This is a genomic window from Pseudomonas sp. GW821-FHT02H09 (assembly GCF_059421425.1).
In genome coordinates this window covers 49,810-64,053 of the sequence record NZ_JBWKVA010000012.1, presented here as the reverse complement: position 1 = coordinate 64,053, position 14,244 = coordinate 49,810, and the positions used below count along the sequence as shown (strand labels likewise).

Annotated in this window: 9 protein-coding genes and 1 tRNA gene; 1 reads left to right on the top strand and 9 read right to left on the bottom strand. The window is 58.0% G+C overall.

What is annotated here, in order from left to right; all coding sequences use genetic code 11:
• Nucleotides 1-21 precede the first annotated feature (21 nt).
• The 9 genes from AC07VR_RS17455 to rpsU all read right to left on the bottom strand — a co-directional run bounded on the left by AC07VR_RS17455 (nucleotide 22) and on the right by rpsU (nucleotide 12,992).
• Entirely contained in the window at nucleotides 22-816 is a 795-nt protein-coding gene (locus AC07VR_RS17455) for a carbon-nitrogen hydrolase family protein (protein WP_495011966.1), read from the bottom strand.
• A 12-nt stretch (nucleotides 817-828) separates the two neighbouring features.
• Nucleotides 829-2,511 carry a flavin monoamine oxidase family protein gene (locus tag AC07VR_RS17450; protein WP_495011965.1) on the bottom strand — a complete coding sequence of 561 codons (1,683 nt, stop codon included), beginning with the start codon at nucleotides 2,509-2,511 and terminating at the stop codon, nucleotides 829-831.
• 208 nt (nucleotides 2,512-2,719) lie between these two features.
• Nucleotides 2,720-3,181, bottom strand: a complete 462-nt coding sequence (locus AC07VR_RS17445) for an Lrp/AsnC family transcriptional regulator (protein WP_008067391.1) — start codon at nucleotides 3,179-3,181, stop codon at nucleotides 2,720-2,722.
• Between the two features lie 78 nt (nucleotides 3,182-3,259).
• Complete coding sequence (locus AC07VR_RS17440; protein WP_495011964.1) at nucleotides 3,260-4,171, bottom strand: sugar ABC transporter substrate-binding protein; 912 nt, start codon at nucleotides 4,169-4,171, stop codon at nucleotides 3,260-3,262.
• Between the two features lie 281 nt (nucleotides 4,172-4,452).
• A tRNA-Ile gene (locus AC07VR_RS17435) sits at nucleotides 4,453-4,529 on the bottom strand.
• Nucleotides 4,530-4,544: 15 nt separating this feature from the next.
• Nucleotides 4,545-8,288, bottom strand: coding sequence for an EAL domain-containing protein (locus AC07VR_RS17430; protein ID WP_495011963.1), 3,744 nt, complete (start codon nucleotides 8,286-8,288; stop codon nucleotides 4,545-4,547).
• Between the two features lie 122 nt (nucleotides 8,289-8,410).
• Complete coding sequence (gene rpoD / locus AC07VR_RS17425; RefSeq protein ID WP_494990571.1) at nucleotides 8,411-10,261, bottom strand: RNA polymerase sigma factor RpoD; 1,851 nt, start codon at nucleotides 10,259-10,261, stop codon at nucleotides 8,411-8,413.
• A gap of 67 nt (nucleotides 10,262-10,328) precedes the next feature.
• Nucleotides 10,329-12,290, bottom strand: a complete 1,962-nt coding sequence (gene dnaG / locus AC07VR_RS17420; protein ID WP_495011962.1) for a DNA primase — start codon at nucleotides 12,288-12,290, stop codon at nucleotides 10,329-10,331.
• A 486-nt stretch (nucleotides 12,291-12,776) separates the two neighbouring features.
• Nucleotides 12,777-12,992 (bottom strand): 30S ribosomal protein S21, encoded by a 216-nt coding sequence (gene rpsU / locus AC07VR_RS17415; protein WP_002551877.1) that lies wholly within the window; start codon nucleotides 12,990-12,992, stop codon nucleotides 12,777-12,779.
• 199 nt (nucleotides 12,993-13,191) lie between these two features.
• Here rpsU and tsaD point away from each other — a divergent pair, with 199 nt between their 5' ends.
• The gene (tsaD, locus tag AC07VR_RS17410; protein WP_495011961.1) at nucleotides 13,192-14,217 is read left to right on the top strand and encodes a tRNA (adenosine(37)-N6)-threonylcarbamoyltransferase complex transferase subunit TsaD; all 1,026 of its coding nucleotides are present in this window, start codon (nucleotides 13,192-13,194) and stop codon (nucleotides 14,215-14,217) included.
• Nucleotides 14,218-14,244: the final 27 nt, after the last annotated feature.

The following is a 14,244-nucleotide window of genomic DNA, read 5'->3' as shown; positions in this document are numbered from 1 at the left end:
ATGCTAGCGGATAATGTCCGATCAGCGCTTGTTCAGGTCGCCATAAAGCTCGGGGCGGCGGTCAAGGAAATAGCGATTGGCAGCGCGGGAGTCGAGCATCAACTGACGATCCAGCGTTCCGGAGATCAGCATTTCATCGAGACCGGCCTGGGCGATGCGAGTGCCATCTGGCGCGGCAATGCTGCTTTGGCCGCAGTAGTGGATGTCACCTTCATCGCCGCAGTAATTGGCGTAGGCCACATAACACTGGTTTTCGAAGGCGCGAGCGCGGACGGTGACGTCGGCAATAAAGTCATACGGCACCATATTCGCAGTCGGCACCAGAATCAGCTCGGCACCGGCCAAGGCCAGACGGCGGGCGTTTTCCGGGAACTCCAGGTCATAGCAGATCAAAAAGCCGAGTTTCCAGCCGTTCAATTCCACCAGTGGAAACTCATCGGGGCCGGCACTGAACATCGAGTGATCAAGTTCGCCGAACAAGTGCGTCTTGCGGTAGTTGCACAGGCTTTGGCCCTTGGCATCGATCACTTGCACGGCGTTGTAGATCTGACCGTCATCGGCCCGCTCCGGGTAGCCATAGAGAATGGCGATACCCGAAGCCTTGGCGATGCCCGCAATGTGTTGCGCCGAGGCCCCGTCTCGCGCCTCGGCCAGAGCGCCGACCGCCTCGACACCGATGTTGTAGCCGGTCAGGAACATCTCCGGCAGCACCAGCAAATCAGCGTCCTTGGCTTTCATCGCCAGTTTTTGCAGACGTTGCAGATTACCCGCGACATCCAGCGGTAGCGGCGGGCATTGGTAGAGAGCTACGCGCATATCGGACTCCCGTTACTCGGCCAGTGCGATCGGGCCGATTTCATGGAACACGTCGCCCGGGCCCGGGTTTTGCGCATGAGTTTCGCCACCGAAGTGTTTCATGATGCCCCACACCGCATTCAACGACGTCTGTACCGCGCCTTCAACCCACGCCGGCGTCCATGAAACATCGTCGCCCGCGATAAAGATCCCGCGCTGCTCAGCGGGCATGTCTTGCTGCATGAAGTGCGCGTACATACGCTGGTTGTAGCGATAGTGACCCGGCAGTGCACCCTTGAAGGCGCCGAGGAAATGCGGATCGGCTTCCCAGGACACAGTGATCGGATCGCCGATGATGCGCGCCGCGATGTCGACTTTGGGGTAGATCTTCTTCAACGCGTCAAGCGCCAGCTTCACGCGTTTTTCGATCGGTTGCGGAAGCATTTTCAGTGCGTCGCTCATCCACGAGTACGACAGGCAAATAACCCCCGGCTTATCGTCGCCGTTGTCGAACAGGTAGGTGCCACGGGTCAGGCGATCGGTGAGGGTCATGCTCATCAGGTCGCGACCGGTTTGCGGGTCCTTGTCCTTCCAGAATGGCCGGTCGACCATCACGAAGGTTTTCGACGACTGCATGTAGCGCGTGCGGTCCAGTGCCATCCACATTTTCTGTGAGAACAGCGACTCTTCGCACTCGATCTGGGTGGTCAGCAACCAGCTCTGGCAGGTGGTCAGCACCGCAGCGTATTCGCGGGTGTCGCCCCAGTTATCGGTGACGCTGAAGCTGCCATCGGCGGCGCGGGCAATGCGTTTCACCCCGGTACGCGGTGCGCCGCTGTGCAGCGAGCTCAGGCTGGTGCCTTCCGGCCAATGAGCACAACGCTCGGGTGCATGGCGCCAGATGCCCAGCGGCACTTGCTCGACACCACCGACCACCAGGTGCTGGTGGTCATCGCAGTTGGTCATGACCACGCGGAAGATTTCCAGCATCGAGTTGGGGAAGTCCGAATCCCAGCCACCGGTGCCGAAGCCCACCTGGCCGAACACTTCGCGGTGATGGAACGACAACCTGGCGAAGGCTTTGGAGGTGGCGACGAAGTCGTAGAACGTGCGGTCATCCCACAGTGGGACCAACGTGTTCCACAACTCTTTGAGACGTGGCACATCGCGGTCGCGGATCGCTTGCTGGATCTCGCCGAAGCGCGAACCTTCCTCCAGTGCATCAGCCCAGGCGTCGGCGACTTCCTGGAACAGCGCCGGCAGGTCGGCGAGTTTTTGTGCGTAGTGGGTCTGGCCTTCGAGGTCGATCACTGTGCTGCCCGAGGCGGGCGTCAGTGGGTTGGGGAAGGGTTTGGTTTCCAGGCCGAGTTTGTCGACATAGTGGTAAAACGCGGTGGACGACACCGGGAAGCGCATGCCGCCCAGTTCGGCGATGACTCCTTCAGCTCCTTCAAAGGCCTGAGAGCGCAAACGGCCACCCATTTTCGAGGCTTCATACACCACGGGTTTCAGGCCCAGCTTCATCAGCTCGTAAGCCGCTACCAACCCGGCGATCCCGGCACCGACGATCGCCACTTCGGCGCCGTGGTTTTGCACCGGAATGCTACCCAGGCCTGCCGGGTGCTCGATCCAGTCATCGAAAGCGAAGGGGAAGTCCGGGCCGAAAATAGTGACCGGTTTTTTACCGTCTGCAGGATGGCGATTTTTCTTGTTCATGGCTGACCTTGCTGTCGACTCGGCGTTGAGCGCTGAGTATAGGAAAAGATGACAGCCATTCTAGGGAGCCTGGAGCACGTTAATAAGACGCAATGTGTCGTCAATCTGGATGCTTATTGAGCAATATGACGAGAATGTTGAGCTAAATGAATGTTTGGCTCAATGTGCGCAGGGGATAATCGCCGTCCCCAAAGGCTCGGTTAAACCCTTAAACCGGCTGCCCACGATCAATCTTGCTGCTGAGGATGATCGAGGTCGTGGTTTTCTCTACGCCATCGACGCTGCCGATCTGGTCGAGCAACTGGTCGAGCTGTTCCGGCGAATCGGTGCGCAGCCACGCCACGTAATCGAACTCACCGCTGACCGCACACAGTTGCTGGACCTGTGCCATGGCGCTGAGCCGTCGCAGCACTTCCTTGCCGGAGCGCGGTTGCACGGTGATCCCGACGTACGCCTGCAACCCGCCATCGACCACCCGCTGACCGAGACGTACGCCGTAGCCGGTAATCACCCGAGCCTTTTCCAACCGCGCCAGCCGTGAGGTTACGGTGGTGCGGGCGATGCCCAGCTGCCGGGCGAGCATGGCGACGCTTTCACGGGCGTTGATCTGCAGCGCCGCGATCAATTGGCGGTCGATCTCGTCGAGAACGGGAGGGCGGGTGTCAGGCAAGGTCTTCTCCGGCAGCATGCATCAGTAGACGAGCATGTTACAGACTCGCACGCACCGATGCTCACAGGAGCGAATCGCTTACTTGCGCTGCAATTGTGCGTAGTTTTGTGGTGTGACCAGTTGCGTAGCGATCCACACATCACCTTGCAGGGCTTCGTGGTTGATCAGCTTCACGGCCGCGTCGAGGGAGCCTGCGCCAATCGCCACCGGGTCGCGGAACACACTGACAGCGAGTTGGCCTTTTTTCAGCGCCTGCAAACCATCAGGCGTACCGTCGATGCCACCCACCAGAATGTCATCGCGCCCGGCCTGACGCAGGGCCATGGCCGCGCCGATGCCCATCTCGTCATTGTTGGCGGCCACGGCATTGATGGTCTGGCCTTTGGTCAGCCATTCGTTCATCAGGTCCATGCCTTTCTCGCGCTGCCAATCGCCGGATTGTTCTTCGACGATGTTGATCTGCGGGTACTTGGCCAATACCTCCTTGACCCCGCTGGTGCGCTTGCCGGTATCGCTGTGGGCGAGGCGCCCGAGAATTACCGCGAGGTTGCCTTTGCCGCCCATCTTCTCGGCGAGGTATTGCATTTGCATGCGACCGATGGCGTGCTCGTCGGTGCCGACGAAAACTACGCCGGCCGGCAAGGTTTCCACTTCAGGGCGGCTATTCATGTATACCAGCGGGATGCCGGCAGCGATGACTTTCTCGCTGATCTTCCTGGTCGCCGAGGTATCGGCGGGGTTGACGATGATCGCGTCGACTTTCTGGCTGATAAAGCTCTCGACCTGACTCAGCTGGCGCACCACATCGCTGCCGGAATCTTCAATTTGCAACCTGGCACCGCCCGGCACCTGTTTGGCGCGGTCCTGCATGGCCTGCACCAGATAGGAAATGTAATTGTCGTACTGACCCACGGTGACTCCGATGCGTAACTCGGCCTGGGCAGAAACGGACAGCAGCAGTGCGCATACACATCCGAGAAAACGCATCATGTCGTTTGATCCTTTTTATTGTCGGGTGGTGCAGAAAAGCTGCGCTCAGGAGTTATGGGTCTCACACTATTGAAATAAATATTCCAGATCAATACTGGCTGGAATTTTATGTTTTTAGTGAAGAGCGTGCCTGCGGCTGATCTCGGAACCGTCCATGAGATTTCTTGCAGCAATTGGACTGCGGCAAGTCCCGGTCGGCATGATGTGATTGCTTATGCGTTGCCTGAGTAAACGCTGAATCGCAGAAACGCAAAAGCCGCGCAGTGCGCGGCTTTTTTGTTTGGTGGGCCCAGCAGGACTCGAACCTGCGACCAAGGGATTATGAGTCCCCTGCTCTAACCAACTGAGCTATAGGCCCTTGGTAGGCCGCGGATTATAGCGATGGTTTCTCGGCTGTGCTATCCGAAAAATCCGAAACGTTTATATGAAGAAAGCTTGTGGCGAATTCGTCGGCAGGGAGGGGAACGCTGACGATGTAGCCCTGGATCTGTTCGCAGCCCTCGGCGGCGAGGAATTCCTGCTGCGCCAGAGACTCGACACCCTCGGCGATGATGGTGAATTGCATGCTGCGACCCAACGCGATGATGGCGCGGACGATGGCCGCATCATGGGGGTCGTCAGGCAGGCCGCGGACGAAGGATTGGTCAATTTTCAGGAAGTCCAGCGGCAGGCGCTTGAGGTAGCTCAGGGAGGAGTAGCCAGTTCCAAAGTCGTCGATAGCCAGTTGTACGCCCAGTCGTTTGAGTTGATGCAGGACTTCAAGCGCTTCTTCGGCCTGGCTCATGATGAAGCTTTCGGTGATTTCCAGTTGCAGGAAACCGGGTTTAAGGCGGTTATCTTTAAGCAGCTGTTCGATCCGGCTGAGCAGGTTCGGTTGACGCAGTTGAGCGCCGGCCAGGTTGACCGATAGCGGGCCGAAGCCGTCGTAGTCCCTATTCCACGCGAACATCTGCTGACAGGCCTGCTCCAGTACCCAATCGCCAATTTGCAGGATCATGCCGTTTTCTTCGGCCAAAGGGATGAAGTGCTCGGGCGGTACGTCGCCGAAGTTTGGGTGACGCCAGCGAATCAAGGCTTCGGCACCCACTACACACCGGTCCTTCAGGCTGATTTTTGGCTGGTAATAGAGACATAGCTCATTGCGCTCGATGGCGCGGCGCAGTTCATGTTCCAGCGCTATGCGTTCACTGGCCTGGGCGGTGAGGTCACGAGTGTAGCTTTCAACCCGGTTGCGGCCCTTGGCTTTGGATCGGTACATGGCTGCGTCGGCATTCTTGACCAGTGTGGCGACGTCACAGCCGTCCTTGGGGTAGAGGCTGGTACCAATGCTGGCACTGATGAAAAACTCGTGCTCGCCGGCCTGGAAGGGCGCAGCAAAGCAATTGAGCAGCTTGGTGGCGATGTGTTCAGCGTCACTGGCTTGCTGCAGGCCGGGAAGCAGGATGATGAATTCATCGCCCCCTAGTCGGGCCACGGTGTCAATGTCGCGCAATTGCTCTTTCAAGCGCACGGCAATGCCTTTGAGCAGCAGGTCGCCGACCGGGTGACCAAGGCTGTCATTGATATGCTTGAAACGGTCCAGGTCGAGGAACAGCACGGCGCCCTGGCCGCCGTGCTCTTGCTGGCCGTTCAGCGCCGTCAGCAAGCGACTTTCGAACAAGGTGCGGTTGGGTAGACCGGTCAGCGGGTCATGGTGGGCCTGGTAGTCGAGACGCGCCTGGGCGTGCTTCAAACTGGATATGTCCGCGAACACCGCAACGAAATGGGTGATGAGTCTGTCCCGGTTGCGCACGGCGCTGATGGTCAGCCAGCTTGGATACAGCTCACCATTTTTGCGTCGGTTGGAAATCTCCCCCTGCCAATGACCTTCGGCGGTCAGTTGATGCCACATGGCCGCGTAGAAGGCGCTGTCGTGCAAGCCTGAGGCAAGTAGCCTGGGGGTATGGCCCAGGGCTTCGGTTTCGCTGTAGCCGGTGATTTGCGTGAAGGCCCGGTTGACCGCGCTGATGTGTTGTTGCGTATCGGTGATCAAAACCCCTTCGGCGGTGCTCTCGAACACCGTGGCGGCTTGTTGCAGTTTTTCCTGCATCAGGTGGCGATCGGTGATGTCTCGGGCAATCGTCAGCATGCAGTCCTCGCCGGCAATAGGCAGTGGGCGACTGGAAAGCTCGCATAAACGGATCTGCCCGTCGTTTCGGCGGATGTGGCAGCTGAAGTCGCGTACAAAGCCGTCTCGTTGCAGCATCTCCAGTAACTGTTTGCGTTCGTTCAGGTTCACCCAGATACCCAGTTCCAGTGTGGAACGGTCCAGGGACGTCGCACTATTGAAGCCGGTAATGCGACTGAAACCCTCATTGACTTCAATCAACCGGCCATCGCGCTGGCGGCTCAGCAGCAGGCCGTCGGGCGATGCATGGAAGGCTTTGGCGAATTTCTCTTCGGAGGTTTGCAGTTGTTGCTGGGTTTCTTTGAGTTGACTGATGTCGCGCACCACCACCACCAGTGCGGGGGTAGTGTCGAGTTCGAACGGTTCGGCGGAGATCAAACCGGTGAACACCTGCCCATTGTTACGTCTGAATGGCATCTCCAGATTGCGAAGACTACCGCCCTGCAAACGCTGCAAGAGAACGGGGCCGACGCCCTCTATCCCCCAGATATTCAGGTCGGTGGCGGATTGGCCGATGACTTCCTCGGCACTCAGGCCTATCTGCTCCTCAAAGGCTTCATTGACCTCCAGCAAACAGCCGTCGGACAGCCGTGCGATCACCAGAATGTCCGGACATTGCTGAAATACCGACGCGAACTTCTGCTCGGACAGACGCAAGGCCTCTTCGGTTCTCTTGGTTTCACTGATATCGATCATCAAGCCGCGCAGAACCGGTTCATGGCCATGTTCAATCAGGCTGACGATATCGCGAACCCACAGGCAGCGGCCGTCGGCGGTGATGACGCGGTAGTCGAGGCTGTGATCGCGGCCAAGCAATACCTCATGGTCGCAAAAGGCTTGGGCTCGAGTCAGGTCGGCGGGATGAATGATGTTGCGCCAAAAGCCTGGAATCAGCCATTGATACAGGGGATAGCCGAGCAAGTCTTCGGCATGGGGTGATACATAGCTATAAGTGAAGTCGCTGATACGGGCTTCCCAGGCAATCGCTGAAAGGCTCTCTACCAGGCCGCGGTAATGGTATTCACTGCTGCGCAGCTCTTGTTCCAGCGCAACCCGGCGGGAGATCTCCGAGCTGAGTCGGTGATTGATGCGGATCACTACCGCCAACACGGTGAACAGCAGAAGGACGCCGGGCAGGCCGTAGAGCAAAAGGTCGGACCAGAAAGTGCGGTGGTCGAGGACGTTCCCCACCCAATGTTCCTGAATGGCGTTGATTTCTGCAGGGCTCATATCCGCCATTACTTTATCGAGGATGCCGATCAGAATCTTATTGCCTTGTGGTACGGCCATCGCCAATTGATAGCGATAAGGCGTTTCGCCGCTGACGTAGAGCCCATCGAGTTTGAGCTGCCGCAGACTCCAGATACTGGAGGCGAGATCGCCCACGACCGCATCCACCTGATCGGTAGCGAGCGCCTCCAACGCTGAACTGACATTTGGCAAAGCGACCAGATTCAGGTCTGGATGGTGTGCGCGCAATAGTTCATGAGGGGCGTAGTTCTCCACCACGGCAATTTTCAGGCCGTACAGATCTTCGATTTTTTGTGGTTGTGCCCCACGTTCGTGAGCAAGAATCACGATCGGAAAGTCCAGATAGGGGCGGGTGAAGGACAGGTAGCGCTGGCGCTCAGGCGTCGACATGATCCCTGGCAAGAGGTCCAGCTTGCCTTGTTTGGCCTGTTCCAGCACCTCGGTCCAGCTGACTGGCTCAATGGGGATGACTTTGATGCCCAGGCGTTCCTTGATCAGCTTGATGTAGTCCGCCGCCAGCCCCTGGTAGCGGCCCTCTTCATCGCGATACTCGAAAGGTGGCCAGGACGCATCGACACCCAGACGCAGTTCCGGGTGGGTCGTAAGCCAGCTACGTTCTTCGTCGGTGAGCGTCAACGCGCCGGCCGTTGAGGTCCAGGCAAGCAGTGACAGCAAAAGCACGGCCAGCATTCTGGGCATAACGGTCTCGTTATGGCTCGGGGGGATTGTTTCGAGTGTAGACGGGCATTTTGGCGGGAGTGAAGTGCGGGGGATTTAATCTGTTGAAAGCAAAACCCCCAGCAGGGCTGGGGGTTTTTTGATCACTCGTCGAGGAAGGAGCGCAAATGCTCGCTTCTCGTCGGGTGGCGCAGCTTGCGCAACGCCTTGGCTTCAATCTGACGAATCCGCTCGCGGGTAACGTCGAACTGTTTACCGACTTCCTCAAGGGTGTGGTCGGTATTCATGTCGATGCCGAAGCGCATGCGCAGAACCTTGGCTTCACGGGCAGTGAGGCCGGACAGTACTTCGCGAGTCGCTTCTTTAAGGCTCTCAACAGTGGCGACATCGATTGGCGACTGCATGGTCGAGTCTTCGATAAAGTCACCCAGGTGGGAGTCTTCGTCATCACCGATCGGGGTTTCCATGGAGATCGGCTCTTTAGCGATCTTCAATACCTTGCGGATTTTGTCCTCAGGCATTTCCATGCGTTCGCCCAGCTCTTCCGGAGTCGGCTCGCGACCCATTTCCTGCAGCATCTGCCGGGAAATACGGTTGAGTTTGTTGATCGTCTCGATCATGTGCACCGGAATACGGATGGTGCGGGCCTGGTCGGCGATCGAGCGAGTGATCGCCTGACGGATCCACCAGGTGGCATAAGTCGAGAACTTGTAGCCGCGACGGTATTCGAACTTGTCCACCGCTTTCATCAAGCCGATGTTGCCTTCCTGGATCAGATCGAGGAATTGCAGGCCACGGTTGGTGTACTTCTTGGCGATGGAGATCACCAGACGCAAGTTCGCTTCAACCATCTCTTTCTTCGCGCGGCGGGCCTTGGCCTCACCGATCGACATGCGACGGTTGATGTCCTTGATCTCGGCAATCTTCAAACCGGTTTCTACCTCGAGCGCAGTCAGCTTCTGCTGGCAACGAACGATATCGGCTTGAAAGCGACCAATGGCTTCAGCGTATTTGCTTTTGCCTTTGGCCAGTGCGTCGGTCCAGCTTTCGTCAACTTCGTTGCCCGGGAACTGGCGCAGGAAGTCGGCACGCGGCATGCGTGCATCACGAACGCAGAGCTGCATGATCGCGCGCTCTTGCTGACGCAGACGATCGAGAGCACTACGCACACGCTCAACCAGGCCTTCGAATTGCTTCGGAACCAGTTTGATCGGCATGAACAGCTCAGCCAGGAGCAACATTTCGGCGATTGCCAGCTTGTTGTCGCGACCGTGCTTCTTCAGCGCCTTGCGAGTGACTTCCATCTGATCGGACACTGCGCCGAAACGCTGTGCAGCGATGATCGGATCCGGACCGCTTTCGGCTTCTTCTTCGTCATCAGCGCTGGCTTCGGCGTCGTCGTCGTCGGAATCGTCATCCGCTTTCACGGTTTTCGAATCGACAGGCGGCGGAACTTCGGCGGCAGGCGGCGCAATACCGTCGTCCGGGTCGATATAACCGCTCAGAACGTCGGACAGGCGGCCACCTTCGGTGGTGACGCGAGTGTACTCGGAGAGTATGTGGTCAACCGTGCCAGGGAAGTGCGCGATTGCGCCCATCACTTCACGGATGCCCTCTTCGATACGTTTGGCGATTTCGATTTCGCCTTCCCGTGTGAGGAGCTCAACTGTACCCATTTCACGCATATACATGCGCACGGGGTCAGTGGTGCGGCCAATGTCGGTCTCAACCGCTGCCAACGCTGCGGCCGCTTCTTCAGCGGCTGCCTCGTCGGTATCGGCGTCGGCCAGCATAAGGGCGTCCGCATCCGGAGCACTCTCGTGTACGGGAATCCCCATGTCATTAATCATGCGGATGATGTCTTCCACCTGTTCCGGATCTGAAATATCCTCCGGCAGGTGGTCGTTGACCTCTGCGTAAGTCAGATACTTCTGCTCACGACCCAGGGTGATCAACTCTTTGATACGAGACTGCTGTTGCGCTTTTCCGGACATAACACCCTATCCACTGAAGGTCTTGGCGGGCAAAAAACAAGCCGAGGATTATACCTGAGCTATGACCTCACGCGCCAGTTGAGGTCGGGTTTGATGCGGAAACCTTTTGACGGAGCAGGTCGCGCATCTGGTTTGCTTCTTCTGGACTCAGCCCAGATTGGTTCGCTTTTTTGATAAGTTGTTCCAGGTTTCGTTCGCGTTGACGTGCAGATAGCCTAGTAATGGTGTCGAAAAACTGTTGTTCAAGGTTATCGCCCTCAATCAGCCATTCCTTTTCTGCCAGCGCTTTGAGCAGGCGCCCCTGTTCGGTGCCATGCCAACGCGCAATCAGTTGAAATGAGTTTAGCTTAGGATTCTTTTGTACGGCTTCGAGCAGTGCTACCAACAGTTGTGTATTAGTGTGGTCCTCGGCAGCAAAGTGCCCGGCGTCTTCAACTTTTTCGGCCAGTTGCGGGTGATGAAGCAGCGTGCGCAGTGCTGCCAGCGTTGGCGGCTCCACGGCTGCCGGGGTACGTGGGCCGCGAGGCTGGTCGCGATCGTCCTGACGCTTGCCCTTTTTGTCCCAGGGTTTGTTTTCCCATTTCTTGCCGCCAGTCCCTGATTTTTTCGGCGTCCACTCCTGTTGAGGTGTATATGCCTCTTGAGGTTGGTGGTAATCGGCGTAATCAGGCATGGCGTCATAGTCAATGCCAGGGTCGTAGGCGGGCGGAGCTTCCTGTGGTGCGCTGTGCACCAATTGGCTGACCGCCTCGCTGTTGAGTCCGGTGATTTCAGTGAGTCGCTGACGCATTAACGTGCGCAGGTTGGCGCCGGGAACCTTGTCGATCAGCGGCGCTGCGAGGGTGGCCATATGGGCCTTGCCTTCCAGGGAGCGCGGATCGGATTCTTCGGTCAACTGCTGAAAAAAATAATCGGCCAAAGGCTGTGCGTGCTGGTTGATGCGCGCCCGGAAGGCGTCAGTGCCTTCGGAGCGGACCAGAGTGTCCGGGTCTTCACCTTCAGGCAGGAACAGAAAGCGCGCACGCCGTCCGTCCTGCAGGCTCGGCAAGGCAGCTTCAAGCGCGCGCCAGGCGGCATTGCGTCCCGCCTGATCGCCGTCAAAACAGAACAATACGCTGGGGACAACGCGAAACAGTCGTTTCAGGTGTTCTTCGCTGGTGGCGGTGCCTAGCGTGGCGACGGCATTGCGCAAGCCTTGTTGGGCGAGAGCGATGACATCCATGTAGCCTTCGACGACGATGATTTCATCGAGGTTGCGATTGTTCTTGCGCGCCTCGAACAGGCCGTAGAGTTCCTGGCCTTTATGGAATACCGGAGTTTCCGGTGAGTTCAGGTATTTGGGTTTGTCGTCGCCCAGTACCCGACCGCCGAAAGCGATGATCCGCCCGCGACTGTCGCGGATCGGAAACATGACGCGATCACGGAAGCGGTCGTAGCGCTTGCCGGTTTCAGCATTCTCGATCAGCAGGCCGGCATCGATCATGGCTTTCTGTTGCAGTGTGTCGCTGCTCAGATGCTTGAACAGATTGTCCCAGCCGGGCGGGGCGAATCCGAGGCCAAAGTCCCGGGCAATTTCACCGGTCAGGCCGCGGCCCTTGAGGTAATCGACGGCGGCTTTGCGCGCGGGATGGCTTTTCAGCGCCTGGCGGTAGAAATCGGCAGCAGCGGTGAGCAGCGGGTAGAGCGGTGAGTCGGTCGGTTGCCGGGGTTTGTGTGGTCGGCCACTTTCTTCTCGGGGTATTTCCATGCCGGCGGCTTTGGCCAGCTCTTCGACGGCCTGGGGGAAGTCCAGGTTATCGTGGTCCATGATGAAGCCGAGGGCGTTGCCACCAGCGCCGCAGCCGAAGCAGTAGTAGAACTGCTTGTCGGGGCTGACGCTGAAGGAGGGGGTTTTTTCTTTGTGGAACGGGCAGCAGGCGGTGTAATTCTTGCCAGCCTTTTTCATTTGCAAGCGCGAGCTGACCACGTCGACGATGTCGGTGCGGTTCAGAAGGTCGTCAATAAAGCTCTGGGGAATTAGCCCGGCCATGGCGTGCTCGTCATCACTGCGCGGAAATTAAACCCAAGCGAAGGGCGGTCGATGTCTGGTCGTTGTTTCGAGGCGCAACAGTATGCGGCTCGACCGGATGTCGTCTGCGTGATCGCTGTCGGGAAGTGTATCTGCCGAAAATCCACTGACGTTAGTTCCAATCAGTATTCGACTACTTGAATGTGTTGCTCTGAGTCCGGCAGCGGCCAATGGCAGGCCTCGGATAGCTCATAAGCGGGCACAGGAGAGTGTGCCTTGGGCTGATCGTCTGTCGAGGAATCAGGTAAGGTGTGCTCGTCGGTAGCCTTGTAAGGCTCGTCAGAAAAGACGTGCACCGCTGGCAAAAAGCCAGGCCTGACGTGATGAAGCAGATTTGTCTCGGTCGCATCGGCGGCTTTGACGGTGAAGCATCAAGCGATATCCGCAAATGCCAATAGCCCGGCTGAGGGCCGGGCTTGGCAGAAGCTTGCTACGAACGTCTGCGTATTAGTACAGACGAACGGCGCGGCGCTGCTCGCGCTGAACTTTCTTGGCGTGACGCTTAACAGCGGCTGCTGCCTTACGTTTACGCTCAGAAGTCGGCTTCTCGTAAAATTCGCGGCTACGAACTTCAGCCAGAACACCGGCTTTTTCGCAGGAGCGCTTGAAACGACGCAGAGCTACGTCGAAGGGTTCGTTCTCTTTAACTTTGACGGCTGGCATCCAGAGCTACCTTCATTCATTACCGGGGTCAACATCCTCGCGGCAAAAGTGCACTTGAAGACGTCGGTTTTTAAGGGTTGCGGATGTTAACCCCTCATCGCTAGGAATGCAAAGCCTCTGATCGAAAACCGCTGGTAGGGGCCGGAAGTGACGACTATTATGCGCGCCTTCGAATTTAGCCTCTACAAGGCGCAAACCCATGCTAGTACTGGGATTAGAAACCTCCTGCGATGAAACCGGCGTCGCACTTTACGACAGTGAACGCGGCCTGCTGGCCGATGCGCTGTTCAGTCAAATCGACCTGCACCGTGCCTATGGTGGCGTGGTGCCAGAGCTGGCTTCACGCGATCACGTCAAGCGCATGCTGCCCTTGATTCGTCAGGTTTTGGCAGAGGCCGATTGCGTGCCGACCGAGATCGATGCCATCGCCTACACCGCGGGGCCCGGGCTTGTCGGGGCGTTGCTGGTCGGCGCCTCATGCGCTCAGGCGCTAGCGTTTGCCTGGGGTATTCCAGCCCTTGGCGTGCATCACATGGAAGGTCATTTGCTGGCGCCGATGCTGGAGGAGCAACCTCCGGAGTTTCCGTTCGTCGCTTTGTTGGTTTCTGGAGGGCATACCCAGCTGGTTCGGGTCGACGGGATCGGCCAATACGCACTATTGGGCGAGACGCTCGATGATGCCGCCGGTGAGGCTTTCGACAAAACGGCGAAGATGATGGGGCTCAATTATCCGGGTGGACCGGAGATCGCTCGATTGGCGGCGCAAGGCGTTGCCGGACGTTTCGTCTTCCCGCGCCCGATGTGCGATCGCCCGGGTCTGGATTTCAGTTTCAGCGGCTTGAAAACCTTTGCCTTGAACACCTGGCAACAGTTTGTCAGCGCTGGGGACGACGGTGAGCAAACCCGTTGCGACATCTCGCTGGCCTTCCAGCAGGCAGTGGTGGAGACTTTGACCATCAAGTGCAAGCGAGCCTTGAAGCAGACCGGTCTCAAGCGCCTGGTCATCGCGGGTGGCGTAAGTGCCAACGCGGCGTTGCGGGTTTCACTGGAAAAAATGCTCGGCGACATGAAGGGCGATGTTTACTACGCACGCCCGGAGTTCTGCACGGATAACGGCGCGATGATCGCATTTGCCGGTTGTCAGCGTTTACAGGCCGGACAGCGGGAAAGTCTGGCAATCAGCGTGCAGGCCCGCTGGCCGATGGAGCAATTGTCGCCTTTGTAAGCTTGTGTCCTGTTGGGAGCGGCCGAT

Coding starts and splice junctions, on each gene's coding strand:
- AC07VR_RS17455 (WP_495011966.1), bottom strand. CDS start 816: ATGCGCGTAGCTCTCTACCAATGCCCGCCGCTACCGCTGGATGTCGCG.
- AC07VR_RS17450 (WP_495011965.1), bottom strand. CDS start 2,511: ATGAACAAGAAAAATCGCCATCCTGCAGACGGTAAAAAACCGGTCACT.
- AC07VR_RS17440 (WP_495011964.1), bottom strand. CDS start 4,171: ATGATGCGTTTTCTCGGATGTGTATGCGCACTGCTGCTGTCCGTTTCT.
- AC07VR_RS17430 (WP_495011963.1), bottom strand. CDS start 8,288: ATGCCCAGAATGCTGGCCGTGCTTTTGCTGTCACTGCTTGCCTGGACC.
- rpoD (WP_494990571.1), bottom strand. CDS start 10,261: ATGTCCGGAAAAGCGCAACAGCAGTCTCGTATCAAAGAGTTGATCACC.
- dnaG (WP_495011962.1), bottom strand. CDS start 12,290: ATGGCCGGGCTAATTCCCCAGAGCTTTATTGACGACCTTCTGAACCGC.
- rpsU (WP_002551877.1), bottom strand. CDS start 12,992: ATGCCAGCCGTCAAAGTTAAAGAGAACGAACCCTTCGACGTAGCTCTG.
- tsaD (WP_495011961.1), top strand. CDS start 13,192: ATGCTAGTACTGGGATTAGAAACCTCCTGCGATGAAACCGGCGTCGCA.